Raw genomic sequence first — 19059 nt, 5'->3', positions numbered from 1 at the left:
CCCCCGAAGGAGAGGGTTCAGACGACGATGACCCGGCGTCCGCGGGCGTGACCGGCCTGGCTGTCGGTGTGTGCCGCCGCCGCTTCGGCGAGGGTGTACGACTTCTCGACGGGGATGTGGAGTTTCCCCCGGGAGATGAGGTCGGCGGCCTCGGCGAGCGCGTCCGGCACGCTTCCGGCCACGCCGGAGAACCGGACGCCGAACTCCGGCGCGCCGAGATCGGCGATGGAGATCACCTTCTGCGGATCCCCGGTCAGTTCGACGAGTTCGCGGATCACGCCGGAGCCGGCCAGGTCGAGGGCCGCGTCGACACGACCGAGCCGTCGCACCCGCTCGACCCAGCCCTCGCCGTATGTCGTGGGGACGGCGCCCAGGCCGCGTAGGTAGTCCTGGTTCGCGGCCCCGGCTGTGCCGATCACCGTGATGCCACGGTCACGGGCGATCTGCAGCACCGCCGATCCGACTCCGCCGGAGGCGCCGCTGACCAGCAGCGTCTGCCCGGGCCGTACACCGACCTGGTCGATGACGCGCAGCGCGGTCTCCACCACGGAGGGGTATCCGGCCGCCTCCTCGAACGTCAGTCCCTCGGGCATCGGGGCCCAGGCCGACAGCACGGCGAACTCGGCGTAGGTGCTCGAACCCTCGCCGAACACGTGGTCACCGACCTTGACCCCTTCGACGCCCGCGCCGACCTCGTCCACCACCCCGGAGGCGTCCAGCCCGACCCCGGCGGGCAACTCGATCGGACGGGCCTTCTGGAACTGGCCTTCGCGAATCCGCCAGTCGACGGGGTTCACCCCCGCCGCCCGTACGGCGACGCGTATCTTCCCAGGTCCCGCGTGGGGCTCCTCGGCGTCCACGAGTCGCAGGACGTCCGGGCCGCCGAACACGGCGAAGCTCACTTTCCTCATGCCGCCGACCGTAGCACTAACGGTTAGCCTTTTAAAACCGTTGTTATTTCGTATCTGATAGCATCATGGCATGACCGTGCCGTCCGGGCGCCGCGAGCGCAAGAAGGCCGCGACCCGCCAGAAGATCGCCGAAACCGCCCTGCGTCTCTTCCTGGAGCGTGGATACGACGCGGTGGGCATCCGGGACGTGGCGGCCGAGGCCGACGTGGCCGTCACCACGGTCTTCTCGCACTTCGCCTCGAAAGAGGCCCTGGTGTTCGGGCAGGACGAGGACTTCGAGCGACGCCTCAGGCAGGCGGTCACCGACCGGGCGCCGCAGGAGCCGCTCATCCCCGCGCTGCGCCGCGAGATCCGGGCCATGGTGCGCCACTGCGCGTCGAACAGCGGCACCCCGATCTGGGGCATGATCGACAAGACACCCGCCCTGCGGGAGTACGAGGAGTCGATGAGACTGCGCCACGCGGAGTCCCTGGCGACGGCCATCGCCGCCGATCCCGACCTGGCACGCACCACGACGGCCTGCCGGACGATCGCGAGGTTCGTGGTCGACGCCTACGCGCTGGCCCGCGAGGCCCCCGACCCGGAAGCCGCCGTGGACGAGATCTTCCAAATGATCGAAGCCGCCTGGTCAGCCACCAAGGGGTAACCCTCGGACTTGGATCCCGCCACCCGGCCTGTCCACATCCGGCCGGGTGAGAAGCCCTCTCCCTCCGCCCCCCGCCGAACCCCACCACGCGACCGCGCACACCCGACGACACGCCGATCAGCAGGGATTCCGATCCGGACACACCCGGTGCCACGGACGAGAGACCTCAGTTCAGGCGCCGACGCCGTACACGAGAAGTTTCGGCCCGCGCCTTACCAACCCCCACGCGCAAGAAGTTTCGGTCCATACGCACCAACCCCAAGCGTGAAGAGTTCGGGGTACCGGCGCCAGGTGTGAGGAATGTCGGTTCGGGCGCGCCGACGCTTGGACTGAGGAGCGAAGGAGCGCAGCGGATGAGCGACGAGGGAAAGCGTTGGCTCGAAGCGCCCGGACCCAGTGCTGCCGAAGGCAGCACCATAAACACAGCCCGGCGCCCCCCCACGGTGCGCCGGGCTGTGTTGTTCTGGGGTCACACCAGGAGCTGGCCGCCGTCCACCTGGACCACGGTGCCGGTGATGTGACCGGCGTTCGCGGAGGCCAGGAACAGCACCAGCGGTGTGATGTCCTCGGTGGTCGCGATCTTGCGGAGCGGGATGCGCGACTCCCACGCCTCCCGGGCCTCGGCGTTCTCCATCAGACCGGCGGTCATCGGGGTGTGCACGGGACCGGGGGCCACGCCGTTGACGCGGATGCCGTGACCGGCCAGCTCGACGGCGCCGGTGCGGGTCAGCGCGTCCACGGCGGCCTTGGTGGCCTCGTAGTGACCCATGCCGGGGGTCGGCTGGCGGGCGCCGATGGAGCTGATGTTGACGATGCAGCCGCCCTTGCCCGCCTTGATCATCTGCGCGGCGACCGTCTTGGTGACGGTGAAGGTGCCGCGGAAGTTGACCGAGACGACCGTGTCGAAGACCTCGAAGGGGAGGTCGACGAGGAGGCCGCCACCGGCGACGAGGCCGGCGTTGTTGACGAGGACGTCGACGGTGCCGAGCTTCTCGGCGACCTCCTCGACGGCCGCGTTGACGCTCTCGGGGTCGGTGACGTCGAGGGTGACGGCGTGGCCGCCGATCTCGGCGGCGACCTCGTCGGCGCCCGCGCGGTTGACGTCGGCGACGACGACACGGTCACCGGCGGCGGCGAACGCCTCCGCGACGGCCCTGCCGATGCCGCTCGCGGCGCCCGTGACGAGGACGACGCGTCCTTCGGCGCCGCTCACCGGGCTTCCGCGACGATCACGCGGGGGCTGCCGGGCAGCGCGAGGGTCTCGACGGGGGTCCAGCCGGCCTCGGTCAGCCAGCCGTGGACCTGGTCCTCGGGGTAGACGATGGTGCCGTCGATGGTGAGGTACTCACCGGCGTGCAGGGCGTCGATGCTGCGCTGCTTGTCGTCGTTGTCGAGGAAGAAGTCGAGCAGCAGGAGCTTGGCGCCGGGGACGGCCGCCTCGCGGGCGCGCTTGACGATGGTCCTGTTCTGCTCGTCGTCGTAGCGGTGCGCGACGTGCTCAAGGAAGACCAGGTCGAAGCCGGTGGGGATGTCGCCCTGCAGCGGGTCGCCCTCGACGATCTCGACGCGCTCGTTCAGGCCGGCCTCGGCCAGCACGCCCCTGGCGGCCTCGACGAGCGGGCCGCCGGAGAAGAAGGTGCCGTTGAGCGCGGAGTTGGCGGTCAGGGCCTCGACGAGGAAGGAGACGGACAGGCCGCCGTAGTCGAGGACCTTGGTGTAGGGGGAGAAGTCGAAGTTGTCGGCGAGCATCTTGGCGTGCAGCGCGTTGTAGGTCATGACGCCGCCCATGAAGATGTCCATGCGGTCGCCGGACATGTCCAGGTCGCCGGGCTTGCCGGTGCGGACGGTGTTGATGAAGCCGAGCCAGTGGCCGTAGCTGACGGCGTCGAGGAAGGCGAGGAACTTACGCAGGTCGAGGTCGCCGGCGGAGCCCGCGAGGTACCGCGCGGTGGCGGGGGTGTTGGCGTACACCCCGTCGGTGCGGGTGAGGAGGTCGAGGCTCGACATCGCGTCGGCGAGAATCCTGGCGACGTTCGCGGGGATCCCGGCGCGCTCGGCGATTTCGGCGGCGGTCGCGGGACCGTCGGCCAGCGCCGCGAACACTCCGGCCTCACTGGCGGCGAAGAGCTGCTTGGCGGCCATGTAGCCGATGGCCACGTCCACGATCTTCGAGGGGCTCGCGGACGAGGTGCTGTCGGGGAGAGACGACATGCGATGCGCTCCTTTGATTCCAAACAATATTGGGAATACTATACGATTCACCAGGCAGCGACCAGGGGTCGCACATCGGCATCGGAGGTTCTCTGTGGAGTACTCAGGTCAGGTCCCCCGGCGTCGGCTCGGTGAGCGTGGCCCCCTGGTTCCGGTCTTCGGTCTCGGCTCCTGGAACACCTGGGACAGGATGGAGCGGGACGACGCCGTCGCCCTGATCCGTTACGCCGTCGACCGTGGCGTGAACCTCTTCGACGTCGCCCACTACAACTTCGGTCCGCACGCCGAGAACGCGGTCACCGACATCATCTTCGGTGAGGCCGTCGTCGAGGCCGGGGTGGCCAGGGACGACTACCTCCTGTGCGGCAAGCTCTGGCTGTGGGAGTACCCCAAGTCCTCCTTCGCCGAGCAGATCGACACCTCGCTGTCCCGGATCGGGACCGACAGGGCCGACTCCGTCGTGGTCGGCGACTTCTTCGGCGACCTGGACATCCGCGCCGTGGTCACCGACGTGGCCGAGCTGGTGCGGGCCGGGCGCTTCCAGACCTGGGGCGTGAACAACTGGTCGGCCGACGACCTGTGGTTCGCGCGTGACTTCGCCATCGCCGAGGGCATGGAGCCGCCGTCCTTCGCGCAGCTCAAGTACAGCCTCGCCCGCCGTTCGGTGCCGGACGGCACGCCGTACGGCAGGCTGTTCACCGAGGGTGGTATGGGGCTGCAGGCCTCGGACGTCTTCGAGGGCGGCATCCTGGCGGGCAAGCTGAACCCGCAGCGCAAGATCGGCGCGGACCCGGGCGGCATCCGCGACCGGATCCGTGACTCCTACCCCGAGGTCAAGCGGATCGCCGAGGGCTTCGGCGCGACCCCGGCCCAGCTGGCCATCGCCTTCACCCTGACCCACCCGGCCGCGGCGAACGTGCTCTTCGGCGCCAGCAGCAGGGCGCAGCTCGACGAGAACCTGGGCGCTCTCGAACTGCTCGAACGGCACGGCGACGAACTGCGTTCCGCGGTCGGGTCGCTGTGGATCGACAAGGGCGTGGTCGCCCCCGACGCCTCCTGGGGCACCGACGCCCCGAACAAGGCCTGACGACTCCGTTCGGCGTCCCGGCCGCCCTTTCCCGGCGGCTCCGGGACGCGTTCGGCTCGTGCCCGTGCCGTACGGCGGGGCAGCGTCCGGAACCAGGCCCGTAGCCGGGCCGGAAAACGAGGCCGGGTCCGTAACCGGGTTTCGGACGGGACCATACGGCAGGGTGACGTGACGAGGGACCGGCTCGCGTGTTCGCGGGCCGGTCCCTCGTGGCTTCTCGGTGCGACTGGACGTGGTGTCCTCCGGATCAGCTCTCGTGGACGACGCGGCCGTCCACCATGGTCAGGCTCACCGGGACCTGGGGCAGGGCCTCGGGCTCGACCTCAAGCAGGTCGCCGTCCAGCACGCACAGGTCGGCGACCTTGCCGGCCTCCAGTGAACCCTTCCACGACTCCGCCCCGTCCTGCCAGGCGGGGGTGATGGTGTAGGCCCGCAGGGCCTCGGCGACCGCGAGCCGCTGGGCGGCGCCACGCACGGCGCCGTCGAGACCACGCCGGGTGACGGCCGCGGCGATCCCGACCCGCCAGTCGGGGGTGAGGACCGGGGCGTCGGAACTGAGGCAGAGCTTCACCCCGATGTCCAGTGCGTCACGGGTCGGCCACGTCTGGGGGAGGATGTCCTCGCCCAGGGCTCCGAGCACCATATGCTCAGTCGCCACGGGTATTCCCACCTGGGTGTTCAGTCCGATGCCTGCGGCCGCCATCGTGGCCAGGGTCCTGGAGGAGATCACGTCGCCATGGATGATGTAGTGCCTCGCGTCGCGGCCGTCCCTGGAGGCCGCCGCGGCGAAGGCGTCCGTCACCGTCCTGGTGGTCCTGCTTCCGGTCGCGTGCACGGCGACCTGGTGTCCCGCCGCGTGCGCCGCGTCGATCATCGCGATGAGCACGGCCTCACGCTCGGCCTCGGAGGCCCCCTCGACCAGCAGCCCGCCGTACGTGCCGTCGAGGTAGGGCTCGTCCATCCAGGCGTTGCGCATCGGCGGGATGCCGTCACCGAAGATCTTCACACCCGCGACGCGGAACCAGCCGGGCACGTCGGCGGGGGGCGTGAAGTCACGCAGCCCGTCGAGCACCCCGGACAGCGAGCTCGCGCCGTCCAGCTCGCCGAACAGCATGAGGGCGGTCACCCGGGAGGTGAGCCTGCCCTCCGCCGCGAGGTCGGCGTAGTCGCGCAGGGCCGCGGAGCCGAAGCAGCCGCTCGCCCCGTTGTCCTCCCCTGGGCCGAGGCCCGGTTCGGTGTAGCTCGTGACCCCGAGTGACGCGAGCAGTTCGGCGGTGCGCAGGATCGCGCCACGCCGGTCCTGTGAGGTCTCCAGCCGCGCCGGCGGCTCGCCTCCGTGGTGCCCGGCCGCCATCTGGTCCATGAGGAGGGCGGGCCACATCTGGCCGAGCCAGACGCCGTGGAGGTGGGAGTCGTTGATCCCCGGAAGGACCGATCTTCCCCGCAATGGGATGACGCGGGTGTCGGGACCGATCAGAGATGAAATTTCATCTTCTGTTCCCACCCGGGTGACGCGGCCGCCGGTGATCGCGATCGACTCCGCGACAGTGTCGGCGGCGTCGACGGTGTGCACCTTACCGCCGGTCATGACCACATCCGCCGAGGCGGCGTCGTACCTCGAATCGTTAGGCAACATTTCACCATCACACTAGACACGTCATTTGGACCCGCATAACGTACATGGAATCGGATACGATTTGCGAGTGCCTGAACCTTTGGGAAGGCACTCGGGCCGCCCCCGGAGGTAACCCCATGCCCCTGCATCCCGAGGCGCAGCGAATAATCGACCGCACCGGCGTTCAGGACCAGGGCGAGGCCCCCCAGCTTGACGCGGCGGCGATGCGCGAGGGATTCCGTCTTGCCTGGTCCATGCCGGACGACCTTCAGCCGGTCGGCGGTGTGGTCGATACCGTGTTCCCCGGTCCCGCGGGTGAGGTACCGGTTCGTGTATACACCCCCGAGGGCGACGGGCCGTTCCCGGCGCTGGTCTGGTTCCACGGCGGCGGGTGGACCATTGGCTCTCTCGACGAGAACGAGGTCGCCTGCCGGGCGGTCTGCGCAGGGGCGGGCGCCGTCGTCGTCTCCGTCGACTACCGGCTCGCACCGGAGAACCCCTTCCCGGCCGCGGCGGACGACTCCTACGCCGCGCTCCTGTGGGTCCACGAGAACGCCGAGGCGCTCTCGGTCGACGCCTCGCGCCTCGCCGTCGCCGGTGAGAGCGCGGGCGGGAACCTCGCCGCCGTCGTCGCGCTCAAGGCCCGCGACCTGAACGGTCCCCGGCTGTCCCTGCAGGTGCTCGTCTCGCCGATTCTGGGCCACCCCGACGACGGGCGCGCCTCCTACCGGGACTGCTCCGAGGGCTACTTCCTCTCGAAGGAAGGCATGGACTGGTTCTTCACCCAGTACCCCCGTAACGCCAGTGATCTCGACGACCCCTATCTCCTGCCGCTCCGCTCGAAGGACCTGTCGGGCCTGGCGCCCGCGCTGGTCGTCGAGGCCGAGTACGACGTCCTCCGCGACGAGGGCGTCGAGTACGCCGAGGCGCTCAAGGCCGCGGGCAACCAGGTTGAGCTGGCCGTGTTCGACGGCATGATCCACGGCTTCTTCGGACTGCTCACGCTTGAGCTGGCCGAGGTCAGCGGTGTCACTGCCCACGTCGTCGAGGCACTGCGATCCGCCTATGTGAAAGGCGCCCAATGAGCGGCGAAGTCCTCTCCCTTAAGGACGTCAGCATCAACCGGGGTGACACCCCGATCGTCCACGACGTCTCCCTGACCGTCGCACCCGGAACCGTCACGGTCGTCCTGGGCGCCAACGGCGCCGGAAAGACGACGCTGATGGACGGAATCGCGGGGCTGGCCCCCGTGACCTCAGGAACGATCCAGCTCGACGGCGCGCCGATCGAGAAGCTTCCCATCTACAAGCGCTCCCAGGCCGGTCTGGGTTACGTCGAGCAGGCCCGTACGGTCTTCAGGACGCTGACCGTCGAGCAGAACCTGCTCGTCTCCCGTTCCGGCAAGGGCGACGCCGAGAAGGTCTACGAGCTCTTCCCCGAGTTGCAGAAGCGCCGTACGCTCCAGGCCGGTCACCTGTCCGGCGGTGAACAGCAGATGCTCGTCCTGGGACGCGCGCTGATCTCCGACCCCAAGATCATACTCATTGACGAGATGTCCCTCGGCCTCGCGCCCGTGGTCGTCCGTCGCCTCATGCACGCCGTCAAGGACCTGGTCGGCCTGGGCATCGCGGTCCTGCTCATCGAGCAGTTCGCGAACCTGGCCCTGGAGATCGGGGCCAACGCCTACGTCCTCCGCAAGGGCCGCGTCGTCTTCGACGGCCCGTGTGACGAGATCAGGGGCGACTCCGAGCGCCTGCATGAGTTCTATTTCGGCGCCATGCCCACGGACGCCGTCGTCGAAGCTGGGGGCGAGAACCCGTGAACATGATCGACAAGCGTTCGTGGGGGATCGCCCTGGCCGTCGCCGCGGCGGCCTGCGTGATCGTGCCCAACGTGCTGCCGCCGTACTGGGTGTATCTCGCGATCACCGCGGTCGTCAGCTCGGTGATCATGCAGAGCTACGGTGTGATCGTCGGCAGGGCCGGCGTCATGTCCCTGTGTCAGATGTCCTTCGCGGCCATCGGCGCCTGGGTCGTGCTCCGCCTGAACCTGGCCGACGCCCCCGGCGGCTTCATCGTCTGGCTGGTCATCGGCGGTCTGGCGGCCGTTCCCGTCGGCGTCGCCATCGGCCTGCCCGCCCTGCGCATCCGTGGCGTCAACCTCGCGGTCGTCACCTTCGGCTTCGCCGTCGCTGCGGACATCGTGCTCAACGCCAACCAGTTCCCCGGCACCACCGAACTGAAGACGCTGCAGCGCCCCGGCCTGTTCCACACCAACGGCGGCTACTTCGTCCTGGCCGTGATCGTCTTCATGGTGCTCAGCATCGGGCTGGCGCTGTTCAACCGGACCAGGCTCGGCATGTCCTGGCTGGAGATCCGCTACTCGGAGCGGGCCGCGGCCGCGCACGGCATCTCGGTCGCACGCAGCAAGCTCGCCGCGTTCGCGCTCAGCGCCTTCATCGCCGGCATCGGCGGTGGCCTGATGGCCGGTCAGCTCGGTCTGGTCGTCTCCAGCAACTTCGCCATGGGACAGTCGCTCGCGCTCTTCGCGGTGGCGATCCTCATCGGCCCGCACAACCCCGAGGGCGCCCTCATGGGCGGCATCTTCGGCGCGGTGATGGCGACGATCCTGGAGAAGCTCAGGCTGCCCCAGGACCTGGGCGGCATCCTCTTCGGCCTCTCGGCGATCTTCGCCCTGCGCAGCGGCGTCAGCCAGACCGACTTCACCCGGGCCCGCAAGCGGGAGGCCGCCGCGCGCAAGCTGCTGGAGAGCCTCCCGGACAAGCCCAAGGAGGAGCCCAAGGCGGCCGTCCCGGCCACCGAGTCGACCTCCCTGGTCCCGCCGCCCGCCCCCGCGGGCGACCAGCCGGCCCTCGACGTGCGCGGCCTGACCGTCAGGTACGGCGAGGTCCTCGCGCTCGACAGCATCGACCTCACCGTCCCCAGCGGTGGCGTCGTCGGCCTGATCGGCCCCAACGGCGCGGGCAAGTCCACCTTCATCGCCGCGGTCAGCGGGTTCCTCCACGCCTACGAGGGCACGGTCGAGCTTGAGGGCAGGTCCCTGGACAAGCTCAGCCCGAGCGCCCGCGCGAGCAACGGCCTGCGCCGTACGTTCCAGACGACGGTGATCGCGCCCGAGCTGACCCAGTACGAGTACCTCTCGATCGGCGCCAACAGGAAGCTGTCCAAGCAGGAGGCCGACGAGCTGCTCGACTTCTTCGGCTGCCCGCCCGGAGAGGTCCCGGTGTCCATCGTGGACGTCGGCAGCCGCCGTCTGCTCGACGTGGCCGCCGCCATCGCGGCCAAGCCCAAGGTCGCGCTGCTCGACGAGCCCGCCGCCGGTCAGTCGGCCGCCGAGTCGCTCAAGCTGGGCCAGAGGCTCGCCGAGGTGCCCTCCCGCTTCGGTGTCTCCATCCTCCTCGTCGAACACGACATGGAGCTGGTCCGCGCGGCGTGCGCGCAGGTGACCGTTCTCGACTTCGGACACGTCATCGCGTCCGGAACCACGCAGGAAGTGCTCGACGACCCGGCGGTCATGGCCGCCTACCTCGGTACTGCCGACGTGCCCCTCGTATAACCCTCCCGAACCCGACCCCTACCCCCACCCCCCCTCTTCCCCCAGCCCCAAGGAAGTAGTGCAGTGATGAAGCGTTCCCTCACCAGCGTCGCGGTGGTCGCCGCCCTGGCCATGGCCAGCGCGGCCTGTTCGAGCAGCGACTCCGGCACCGGCGGCCCGATCAAGGTCGGCTCGATCAACGGTGTCACCGGCCTGTTCCAGACGCCCGAGGTTCCCCAGGCCGTCAAGGCCGTCTTCGACGAGGTCAACAAGCAGGGCGGCATCAACGGCCGTCAGATCGAGCTCGTCAGCAAGGACGACGCGATGAACCCGCAGCGTTCCACCGAGGCGGCCCTTGAGCTGCTGGAGTCGGAGAACGTCGTGGCCCTCGTCGGTTCCTCCAGCGCGGTCGACTGTGGCCTGAACCGCGCCACCTACACCAACGCCGGGATCATCTCCATGCCGGCCGTCGGCGTCGACCCCGCCTGCTTCACCAGCCCGAACATCGCCCCGGTCAACCCGGGTCCGTTCAAGCTGATCACGGCGATGCTCTACTACGCCTCCGAGACGCTCAAGCGCGACAAGGTGTGCATGTACTACACCGTGCTGCCGGGCAGCGGCGGTGGCATCGACGCCGCCATCAAGGAGTGGACGGACCTCACCGGCAAGCAGCTGGCCGTCAAGGACACCTCGGTCGGCCAGGGCGACCCGACGCCGTACCTCGTCAAGGCCAAGGCCGCAGGCTGCCAGGCGATCCTGTACAACGCCACCGTCGGCCCGTGGTTCGCCCAGGCCAAGACCCAGGGCATGCAGGACGTCGACTTCATCGTGGCCGCCAACAGCTACACCGACGCCAACGCCCAGGCGATCCCGGACGGCCTCAACGTCTACGCCGGCACCGAGTGGCAGCCGTACACCGACGAGACCCTCCCCGGCAACGAGCGCTGGGCGAAGGTCATCGACGAGAACAAGATCCAGAAGACCGCCTTCAGCCAGGGCGCCGTCATGGCCGCCGACCTGTTCGTCCAGGTCCTGAAGACCGTCAAGGGCGACATCACCCGCGAGTCGGTCACCGAGGCCTTCAAGAACATGAAGCCGATCGACTACCCGATGGTCGGTACCCCGTGGATCTTCGGTCCCGGTGAGGCCCACAGCCCGATCGAGGGCAGCCGCTTCGTGAAGGTCGAGGCCGGCAAGTGGAAGGTCCTTCCCGAGGGCTTCATCGTCCCCGGCAAGAACTGATCTTTCAGGTCTTTCAGGAGCCCCAGGAGGTGGGTGTCCGATGTTGAATTCCTTGGTCGCGGGCCTGACCAGCGGTGGCGTCTACGCCCTGCTCGGCCTGTGCGTCGTGCTGACCTACCGGCTCGTCGCCGTGGTCAACTTCGCCATGGCGGGTGTGGGCACGATGGGTGCCTTCATCATGGTGTCGCTGATGGACCTGGGGCTGCCCTGGCCCGTCGCGCTGGTCGTCGGAGTCGTGGCGGGGTCGCTGCTGTCGGCCCTGATCGGCTCCGGGCTCGTCCGCTGGTTCGGTGAGCACGACGAGCGCACCAAGGCCGCCGTCACCGTGGCTCTCTTCGTGGCCATCGGGGCGATCGGTCTGCGCCTGTTCGGCAGCACGTCGACGGGGGCCAGGAGGTTCCCGACCGTGTTCGACTCACCCGCCTTCACCCTGGGCGACGTCGTGGTACCCCAGTCGGTGCTGGTCTCGCTCGCCTTCGCGGCGCTCATCACCTTCGGGGTCGGCCTGATGCTGTCCCGGACCTCCGTCGGCCTGCGGCTGCAGGCGCTGTCGGAGCGTCCGGGCACCGCCCAGGTGGTGGGCATCCCGGCGCCCAAGCTCGCCATCGCCGTCTGGGCCGCCATCGGCGGTGTCAGCACGCTGGTGATCCTGCTGGTCGCGCCGCGTCTCGGTGGGGACTTCTCCACCCTGAGCGGGCTTGTCACCACGGCCCTGGCCGTGGCGATGGTCGGTTCCTTCAAGAGCCTGCCCCTGACACTTCTGGGTGGTGTGCTCATGGGCCTGCTCGAAGGTTTCGCCGCGTCGCTCGACGAGATCCAGAAGTACCGGGGCGTCGTCCCCTTCCTCGTGATCCTGGTGCTGCTGTGGTGGCGCAGCCGTAACGAGGTCTGGGACACAGCCCACAGCAGATAGCGAATTCGGAGATCATCGCATGACAGTCCCTACGTCCACGCGGGCCGCCGTACTGCGCGCCCACGGGGAACCTCTGGTCATCGAGGAGCTGCCGCTCCCCGCCGAGTGCGAGCCGGGTGGCGCGATCGTCAAGGTCGACTGCGCCACGCTGTGCGCGACGGACGTGCACATCTGGAGCGGCGGCATGTCGTTCCCGGGCATGCTCCCGATGGTACTCGGCCACGAGATGATCGGAACGGTCGTGGCCGTCGGGTCGGGCACCGTCGACGCCCTCGGTCGCCCCGTCGAGGTCGGCGCCAAGATCGGCTGGTCGGAGTCCACCTGCGGCTACTGCTACGGCTGTACGGTGATCCGCAACCCCGTGGCCTGCTCCAAGCGGGGCTACGGGTTCCTGCAGCGCTCCGACGTGTGGCCGCACTCGACCGCCGGACTCGCCGAGTACGACTACGTCACGCCGACCGCCCAGAAGTACATCCTTCCCGAGGACGTCAAGGACACCTGGGCGGCCAGCGCGGGCTGCGCCGTCAAGACCGTCCTGCACGCCTTCGACCGCGCCGGGGGCGCCAAGCTCGGCTCGAACGTCCTCGTCCAGGGGGCGGGCGCGCTGGGCATCGTCGCCACCGCGGTCGCCAGCGCCTCGGGTGCGAGCAAGGTCATCACCGTCGGCGGCCCCGACTCCAGGCTCGAACTGGCCAAGCGCTTCGGCGCCGACGTCACCATCGGCCTGGACGGTGACGCCGACAGCCGTCGCGCCGCCATCATGGAGGCGACCGACGGCCAGGGCGCGCACCTGGTGATCGACGTCGCCGGAGCGCCCGGTGTCGGCGCGGAGGCCATCGACGCCGCCGCCTGGGGCGGCACGTTCGTCATCGTCGGCACCACGGGCCCGCGCCCCGACCCGATCTCCCTCGGGACGATCATGGGCAAGGAGCTCAACGTGCTGGGGTCGCTCAACGGCGACGTCGGCGACTACTACAACTCGATCGAGTTCCTGCGCTCGACCCAGACGCGGTTCCCCTGGGACGAGCTGTTCAGCGAGCCCGTCGGACTCAGCGGGGCCTCGGCAGCGCTTGAGTCCATGTCGCGCCTTGAGCAGGTCAAGGCCGTCGTCCACCCGTGGCTTCCCTGAGAACCTGCTTCCGGACCCTCGCCTGATCCTCCGAAGGTCCCCGCGGAGACGCTCCGCGGGGACCCGAGGGCCGTTTCCGCGGGTCTTCCACAGACCTTTCCCGGGGCTTGGCAGGCGAGAAGCTCCACCGAACAGAGCCTGACGGCCATCCACATATTTTTCGAGGAGTCCGATGTCCACGCCCAAGAAGGTGGTTCCCCTCCGCAGGGTCGGAACCCACGGTCCCGACGTCTCCGTCCTGTCGCTGGGGTCCTGGCACACCTACGACCGCATGGCCTTCGAGGACGCGGTGGCCATGGTCCGCCACGCCGTGGACCTGGGCATCAACCTGTTCGACGTCGGCGTGTACGGCTTCCCCGGCCACCCGCCGGTCTTCACCGACGTGCTGTTCTCCGCCATCGTCAGGGCGGCGGGCATCTCCAGGGACGAGTACCTGCTGTCGGCCAAGCTGTGGCTGGAGCCGTACCCGGAGATGTCGCTGCGTGAGCAGCTGGAGAAGGCCCTGTTCAGGGTCGGGACCGACCGGGCCGACCTGGTGATCCTTGGCGACATCCGCCGCGACGACCTCGACCTGAACCAGCTCGCGGTCGATCTCGCGGAGCTGGAGGTCGACGGGATCATCGGCTGCTGGGGTGTGAACAACTGGTCGGCCACGGCGGTCAGGACCATCCGCGACCACGCCATCCAGGCGGGTTCGCCCGGTCCGCAGATCGCGCAGCTGAAGTACAGCCCCTGCCGCAGGTCGATCCCGGACGGCGCGCCGTTCGCCCAGGTGTTCGCCGAGGGCATCACCATGCAGGCGTCGGACATCCTCGAAGGCGGCATCCTCGCGGGCAACAAGAAGCCCGGACGTGAGATCGGCCGCGACCCGGGCGGCGTCCGCGAGCGCATCATCGAGGCCGCCGACGGCCTCGCCGCGGTCGCGGCCGAGCTGGAGGTCACTCCCGCCCAGCTGTGCGTGGCGTTCACCCTCACGCACCCCTCGGTCAGCACCGTGCTGTTCGGGGCGACCAAGATGCAGCAGCTCGTCGACAACGTCAACGCGATCGAACTGGTCGAGCGGGTCGGCGCCGAGCGGCTGCGCGAACTGGTCGCCCCCTTCTGGGTCGACGCCGACGTGGTGAACCCGGAAGGCCCGTGACCCCCACCCGGAGGCCGGTGAGGTGAGTCACCGGCCCCGGGCGCTTTGCCCGGCCCGGTTCCCCGGTGGGCGGGGAACCATGTGCCCGTGAACCGCCCGTCCTGTTCCTCCTTCTCTCGCGGTGCGGCGCGAAAAGGCGGAACAGGGCGGGTTTTCCCGTTCTCAACCGTTTTACCGGTACGGCGGGCCGTACCGGTGCGGCCTGGTACGGCGGGCTTGCCGATACGGCGAGCCCTATTGGTACGGCGGCCCGTATCGGTACGGCGGCCCTTGTCGGTACGGCGGCCCTTGTCGGTACGGCGGCCCTTGTTGGTACGGCGGGCCTTCAGCCGAGGTCGAGGACCGGGATCAGTTGCTCCTCCTCGTAGGTCAGGTGCGCTTCGAGCTCGTCGACGAGCCGTTCGATCTCGGCCCGCACCTTCAGCGGATCGTCCCCCGAGAGGGCCCGCTTCAGCTCCTCCACGAGTGCGGCGACGCGCTCGTGCTCCCTGGCCAGCCGTTCGAGGACCGGGGCGAGCGAAGGGTGCTGCTCGGCGAGGACGGGGAACATCATGGTGTCCTCGCCCATGTGGTGATGGTGCAGGCCCTGGCAGACGGTCAGGCAGTTGATCCTGAGCTGCACACCGAGGCCGGGCCGTCCCGAGTCGGACAGCTCCTTGCGGATCAGCGCCAGTTCGCGGCGGAAGCCGTCGTGCACCAGCCTGAGGTAGGCGCCGCCCGACGGCGCGTTGCTCCGGGGCGGCCCGGCGATGCGAAGCGCGACGACCGGGATGACACGGGTCGTCTTGGCCTGGTACTCGGCCCAGCCCGGGTCGCCCTCCACGGCGCGGGCGAACGCCGCGTCACGCTCCTCGCCTTCCAGTACCTCCGCCACGACGTCGAAGTCGAAGACCCCGGTCTCGACGGTGGCCCGTGGGTTGGCCTTCAGGTTGTGGTACCAGGCCGGGTGTTTGGGGGACCCTCCGGCGGAGGCGATGACCAGCATGCGGTCGCCGCCGTCGGGCAGGTAGCCGAGGGGGTTCGTGTGCGGTCTGCCCGAGCGGGCGCCGACGGTCGTGAGCAGGAGCAGTCTCGCTCCCTCGAAATAGCCACCGACCTGGCCGTTGTTGGCACGGAACTCGTCGATGACCTGCTTGTTGAAATCCACTCTTCTCCATTGGTCGATCCTGCTTGCCGTACTGAATGGAGAAGGATGCGGCGGGCCCCTGGCCCGCCCGGCGATCAAGCGTCAGCCGGGCTGCTCTCTGGTGCGTGGCCCAAGGCCGACCCGGCAGTCACGCGGTTAACGCTACTTCATCGGGATTTTTCGCGCAAAAGCGGTACTTCCTGAAGGTCGTCTCTCGAAGTGGAGAAGGTGATACCGGCGGTGGTGAGCGCCACGTCGGTCTCGACGCCGGGCTCACGGACCATGGCCGCGGGAGCGTTCGTCACCACACCTTCAACCGCCCCAGTCGGGCTCTGAAGGGCGATCAGGGGGGCGTTGAGGAGGACGGTGACGCGCTCACCCGCTTCCCACCCATGACCCTCCATCCGTTGTTCGACGAGGAGATCGTCGAGAGTCTGGCCGGGCTGCCCGACTGGAACGGAACGGGTACACGATCCGGCGCGCTTTCCGGCATACCTGACCACGGGTGCAGTGCACCCGGCGATGTACATCGCAGCCAGCAGGGGCTCGATTGCCAGACCTTGTCGGTCAGCTCACTTCGTCGCACTGCGAACGACCGTCTAACCGCGCCAGAGGCGATCATTTATCAGGCATTGCCCAGGGGCTGCTGTTACCTTTGACGTGCTCGGCTCCTGACCCCATGTCCCCTCTACGGCTTCGCCTTCTGTTCACGCAGGTCAGTGACGATTTGAGATCAGGTAGACCAGTATGCTGTAGGGGCACCCTAGACCGAGCATGAGGCAGTGACTGTCTTGCCTAACGAATATGACGCCGGAAAACTCGCCCTTGATCAACTGATTCAATGGGTTGACGATAATGTAACGGATGCATCGCGAAATGAGGCGTCCACTCGTTTGCATTTGATAGACCGCCTCATCTTCGATGTTCTTCAGTGGCCGCGCTCAGCAGTACATCCCGAAGAACCCGCAGGGACAGGTAGAATCGATTACGCGCTTGGCGAGCCGGCGCCTCGAATGCTCATAGAAGCCAAGCGTGAGGGTGTTTACTTTGACTTGCCGGCAGGAGCCGAAGCCGGTGTTCACACCCTTGGCAGCCTAACTGCGGGTGACGCCGGAAGAGCACTTCGCGATGCCGTCAATCAGGTGATTCAGTACGCTGCGACAAACGGTGTGGGACTGGCTGGAGTATGCAACGGCCATCAACTTGTCCTCTTCATGGCAGTACGGACGGACGGCGTGGCACCGCTCCGGGGGCGCGCCCTCGTGTTCCCATCTCTGATAGACATGCGGAACTCCTTCAGAGATCTCTGGGATCACGCGTCTCCCGCGGGGGTCGATGCGCGTACCCTCTACAGAAGCCTGAAGGCTACCTTCACGCCACCGCCCGAGCCACTCTCGACCCATCTGGCCAACTACCCGGGACTGAAGCGTAGAAATGATCTACAAGCAAATCTCGATATCCTGGGCGAGCTTTTTCTTGAAGACGTGACGAGGCTTGAAGAGCTTCGCGTGGATTTCTTGCAGGACTGTTACGCGAGCAGTGGTGCGCTCTCGCAGTACGCAGAAATCAGTCGAAAAATACTGCAGACGCGTTACGCGTTGCTCAAGGAGGAGGACGGCCCGGAGGCGACGCCGGTCGAGGGCAAGAAGGGCGTCACCCCGCACCTGACACAGGATATGCTCGCCGCCGCTGCGTCTCGCAGGCCCATTGTTCTTCTTGGTGACGTTGGCTCCGGAAAGACGACGTTCATCCAGAGACTGGTCAACGTCGACGCCAGGGAGATATTTGATGACGCCTTTAGCATCTATATAGATTTTGGTGCTTCAACCACACTGGGCGCTCTGAACAGATTCGTCATCGACGAGGCCGTCCGGCAACTGCAGACTCGATATGATCTGGACATCGAGGAGGCTTCTTTCGTTGAGGACGTCTACCGGCGGGAGCTCGAGCGATTCGATAAGGGACTGCTCGGTAAACTCCGCGACATTGATCCCGTGGCTTACGAGCGAGGACGGATCAACCACCTTCAGCGACTGGTGGAGGACCGGGCCAACCATCTGAGCGAGAGCCTGGAACGTCTCCGTACGAGTTGGCGTAAACAGATCGTCGTATTCCTGGACAACATTGATCAGAGGAGTAGCGAGGACCAGGAGCAGGTCTTCCTGATCGCCAACGAGCTGGCGCAGTCCTGGCCGGCCACGGTTTTCGTGACCCTGCGACCGGAGACTTTCTACCGGTCCAGCCGTACCGGCACGCTGTCGGGTTATCACGCGCGGGTCTTCACCATTTCTCCTCCTCGTGCCGATATCATGCTGCAACGCCGAGTTGATTTCGCCCTGAAAAACCTGAGGGAAACAGGGCGGCTGGGTTCCTATCCGGTAAGCGTTTCCGTCGACAGTGAAAGCCTGGTCGATTTTCTCGAAGTGCTGTCGGAAAACTTCCGCAGTAATGCAAAACTGCTCGCACTGATCGACAATATCGCAGGCGGAAACATGCGCCTTGCCTTGAAGTTCGTCACGGACTTTCTTGGTAGTGGTCATGTCGATACGGCGAAAATCTTGCAACGATACAGGGAGTCGGGAAGCTACGTCATAGCGGTGCATGAATTCCTTCGTGCGCTGCTGTATGGGGACAATAACTACTACGACCCCGAGGCCTCTCCGGTGGCCAACCTGTTCCGCATCGGTCAGCCCGATGGTCGAGAGCACTTCCTGCTTCCGCTCCTGCTCAGTTTCGCCCAAACGGTGGGGGAGCAGTCCGGTGAGGAGGGATACGTATCCGCAGACGATCTCTATGCGTTCACCCAACGTCTCGGGTTCGGTGCGGACCAAACCGCAGGTGCGTTGGAATATGCAATAAGAAAGCGACTCCTGGACGGGGCTCCACGGTATTCTGGAGAGCGTCGACACCTGCATTACAGGATTACCACTGTAGGTTCGTACACCACGAGAGTGCTGCTGGAGTACTTTGCTTACGCCGATGCGGTTGTAATTGATACTCCTATTGTGGACTCGGGGTATCGGCGACTGATAGAAGACGTGCATCCCCTTGCCGACAGGGTCGCGAGGGCGGAATATTTCCGCAACTACCTCAACAAGCAATGGTCCAACGTGAAGGAGGAAGGTCTTCCATGGGAGTGGCCCGACACGAGTGAGCGCCTCTCGAAGGACATACATCGTGTCGGATACCATGCCGACCCCGACACCTGGCGTTGGCCGGGACGGTGACCCACAGCTGTGGGAAGCACGGTGAATCTGGCCGTCGATGGTCGGTACGGCCGATCCAGCAGCCCCACCGCAGCCCCCGGCAGGTCCGCAACGATGCGGGGTGGGCCCTGCGCCTGTGGTGCGAACACCGCGCCGGACCGCTGAGACCGGCCACTCGTCGGCGTCGCCGCCTCCACATGCCCGCCCTGACCATCCAGGATCGGGCGACCGGCGAGCCCATGCGCGGATACGAACCGCCTGCCCCGGCGAGCCGGTT

General features: G+C 67.5%; 16 protein-coding genes. 10 read left to right on the top strand and 6 right to left on the bottom strand.

The annotated features are described in order from the left end of the window. Positions 1–17 precede the first annotated feature (17 nt). Complete coding sequence (locus ACFOYY_RS10760) at positions 18–911, bottom strand: NADP-dependent oxidoreductase (protein WP_386189620.1); 894 nt, start codon at positions 909–911, stop codon at positions 18–20. Positions 912–981: 70 nt separating this feature from the next. Between ACFOYY_RS10760 and ACFOYY_RS10755 the strand changes: the two genes are divergently transcribed. After that, complete coding sequence (locus tag ACFOYY_RS10755; protein WP_362785463.1) at positions 982–1557, top strand: TetR/AcrR family transcriptional regulator; 576 nt, start codon at positions 982–984, stop codon at positions 1555–1557. 469 nt (positions 1558–2026) lie between these two features. Here ACFOYY_RS10755 and ACFOYY_RS10750 read toward each other — a convergent pair whose 3' ends face one another. After that, a complete protein-coding gene (locus ACFOYY_RS10750) occupies positions 2027–2770 on the bottom strand; it encodes an SDR family NAD(P)-dependent oxidoreductase (RefSeq protein ID WP_352014044.1) in 744 nt (247 codons plus the stop codon). Beyond that, a complete protein-coding gene (locus ACFOYY_RS10745) occupies positions 2767–3768 on the bottom strand; it encodes a methyltransferase (protein ID WP_352014043.1) in 1002 nt (333 codons plus the stop codon). The genes ACFOYY_RS10750 and ACFOYY_RS10745 overlap by 4 nt, the downstream gene beginning before the upstream one ends. Before the next feature lie 94 nt (positions 3769–3862). Here ACFOYY_RS10745 and ACFOYY_RS10740 point away from each other — a divergent pair, with 94 nt between their 5' ends. Then, positions 3863–4855, top strand: a complete 993-nt coding sequence (locus tag ACFOYY_RS10740; RefSeq protein ID WP_386189618.1) for an aldo/keto reductase — start codon at positions 3863–3865, stop codon at positions 4853–4855. Positions 4856–5102: 247 nt separating this feature from the next. Here the strand turns inward: ACFOYY_RS10740 and ACFOYY_RS10735 are convergent, their stop codons facing one another. Then, a complete protein-coding gene (locus ACFOYY_RS10735; protein ID WP_362911223.1) occupies positions 5103–6443 on the bottom strand; it encodes an amidohydrolase in 1341 nt (446 codons plus the stop codon). A gap of 164 nt (positions 6444–6607) precedes the next feature. On the opposite strand from ACFOYY_RS10735, the gene ACFOYY_RS10730 reads away from it, so the two are divergent. The 7 genes from ACFOYY_RS10730 to ACFOYY_RS10700 all read left to right on the top strand — a co-directional run bounded on the left by ACFOYY_RS10730 (position 6608) and on the right by ACFOYY_RS10700 (position 14450). Continuing rightward, positions 6608–7555, top strand: coding sequence for an alpha/beta hydrolase (locus tag ACFOYY_RS10730; protein ID WP_362784418.1), 948 nt, complete (start codon positions 6608–6610; stop codon positions 7553–7555). Then, entirely contained in the window at positions 7552–8292 is a 741-nt protein-coding gene (locus ACFOYY_RS10725) for an ABC transporter ATP-binding protein (RefSeq protein WP_352014039.1), read from the top strand. The genes ACFOYY_RS10730 and ACFOYY_RS10725 overlap by 4 nt, the downstream gene beginning before the upstream one ends. Positions 8293–8294: 2 nt before the next feature. Next, on the top strand, positions 8295–10046 hold the full coding sequence (locus tag ACFOYY_RS10720; protein WP_352014038.1) for a branched-chain amino acid ABC transporter ATP-binding protein/permease: 1752 nt from the start codon (positions 8295–8297) through the stop codon (positions 10044–10046). Between the two features lie 66 nt (positions 10047–10112). After that, on the top strand, positions 10113–11267 hold the full coding sequence (locus ACFOYY_RS10715; protein WP_362911225.1) for an ABC transporter substrate-binding protein: 1155 nt from the start codon (positions 10113–10115) through the stop codon (positions 11265–11267). A 40-nt stretch (positions 11268–11307) separates the two neighbouring features. Beyond that, complete coding sequence (locus ACFOYY_RS10710) at positions 11308–12180, top strand: branched-chain amino acid ABC transporter permease (RefSeq protein WP_352014036.1); 873 nt, start codon at positions 11308–11310, stop codon at positions 12178–12180. Between the two features lie 19 nt (positions 12181–12199). Then, positions 12200–13309, top strand: coding sequence for a zinc-binding dehydrogenase (locus ACFOYY_RS10705; protein WP_352014035.1), 1110 nt, complete (start codon positions 12200–12202; stop codon positions 13307–13309). Between the two features lie 172 nt (positions 13310–13481). Next, positions 13482–14450, top strand: coding sequence for an aldo/keto reductase (locus ACFOYY_RS10700; RefSeq protein WP_352014034.1), 969 nt, complete (start codon positions 13482–13484; stop codon positions 14448–14450). 325 nt (positions 14451–14775) lie between these two features. On the opposite strand, the gene ACFOYY_RS10695 is transcribed toward ACFOYY_RS10700, so the two are convergent. Together ACFOYY_RS10695 and ACFOYY_RS10690 are read right to left on the bottom strand one after the other, a co-directional pair. Beyond that, positions 14776–15597, bottom strand: a complete 822-nt coding sequence (locus ACFOYY_RS10695) for a nitroreductase/quinone reductase family protein (protein WP_386189616.1) — start codon at positions 15595–15597, stop codon at positions 14776–14778. A 146-nt stretch (positions 15598–15743) separates the two neighbouring features. Beyond that, entirely contained in the window at positions 15744–16079 is a 336-nt protein-coding gene (locus ACFOYY_RS10690; protein WP_386189615.1) for a hypothetical protein, read from the bottom strand. Positions 16080–16358: 279 nt separating this feature from the next. On the opposite strand from ACFOYY_RS10690, the gene ACFOYY_RS10685 reads away from it, so the two are divergent. Beyond that, positions 16359–18803: a hypothetical protein gene (locus ACFOYY_RS10685; RefSeq protein ID WP_386189614.1), complete on the top strand. Its 2445-nt coding sequence runs from the start codon at positions 16359–16361 to the stop codon at positions 18801–18803. Positions 18804–19059 lie beyond the last annotated feature (256 nt).

Source organism: Streptosporangium jomthongense (assembly GCF_042650425.1).
GTDB lineage: Bacteria > Actinomycetota > Actinomycetes > Streptosporangiales > Streptosporangiaceae > Streptosporangium.
This window is presented reverse-complemented; position numbering and strand designations above follow the sequence as displayed.

Excerpts from the sequence above, each read along its gene's own strand:
- ACFOYY_RS10760 (WP_386189620.1), bottom strand. The coding sequence starts at position 911 with ATGAGGAAAGTGAGCTTCGCCGTGTTCGGCGGCCCGGACGTCCTGCGA.
- ACFOYY_RS10755 (WP_362785463.1), top strand. The coding sequence starts at position 982 with ATGACCGTGCCGTCCGGGCGCCGCGAGCGCAAGAAGGCCGCGACCCGC.
- ACFOYY_RS10745 (WP_352014043.1), bottom strand. The coding sequence starts at position 3,768 with ATGTCGTCTCTCCCCGACAGCACCTCGTCCGCGAGCCCCTCGAAGATC.
- ACFOYY_RS10735 (WP_362911223.1), bottom strand. The coding sequence starts at position 6,443 with ATGACCGGCGGTAAGGTGCACACCGTCGACGCCGCCGACACTGTCGCG.
- ACFOYY_RS10730 (WP_362784418.1), top strand. The coding sequence starts at position 6,608 with ATGCCCCTGCATCCCGAGGCGCAGCGAATAATCGACCGCACCGGCGTT.
- ACFOYY_RS10725 (WP_352014039.1), top strand. The coding sequence starts at position 7,552 with ATGAGCGGCGAAGTCCTCTCCCTTAAGGACGTCAGCATCAACCGGGGT.
- ACFOYY_RS10720 (WP_352014038.1), top strand. The coding sequence starts at position 8,295 with ATGATCGACAAGCGTTCGTGGGGGATCGCCCTGGCCGTCGCCGCGGCG.
- ACFOYY_RS10715 (WP_362911225.1), top strand. The coding sequence starts at position 10,113 with ATGAAGCGTTCCCTCACCAGCGTCGCGGTGGTCGCCGCCCTGGCCATG.
- ACFOYY_RS10710 (WP_352014036.1), top strand. The coding sequence starts at position 11,308 with ATGTTGAATTCCTTGGTCGCGGGCCTGACCAGCGGTGGCGTCTACGCC.
- ACFOYY_RS10705 (WP_352014035.1), top strand. The coding sequence starts at position 12,200 with ATGACAGTCCCTACGTCCACGCGGGCCGCCGTACTGCGCGCCCACGGG.
- ACFOYY_RS10700 (WP_352014034.1), top strand. The coding sequence starts at position 13,482 with ATGTCCACGCCCAAGAAGGTGGTTCCCCTCCGCAGGGTCGGAACCCAC.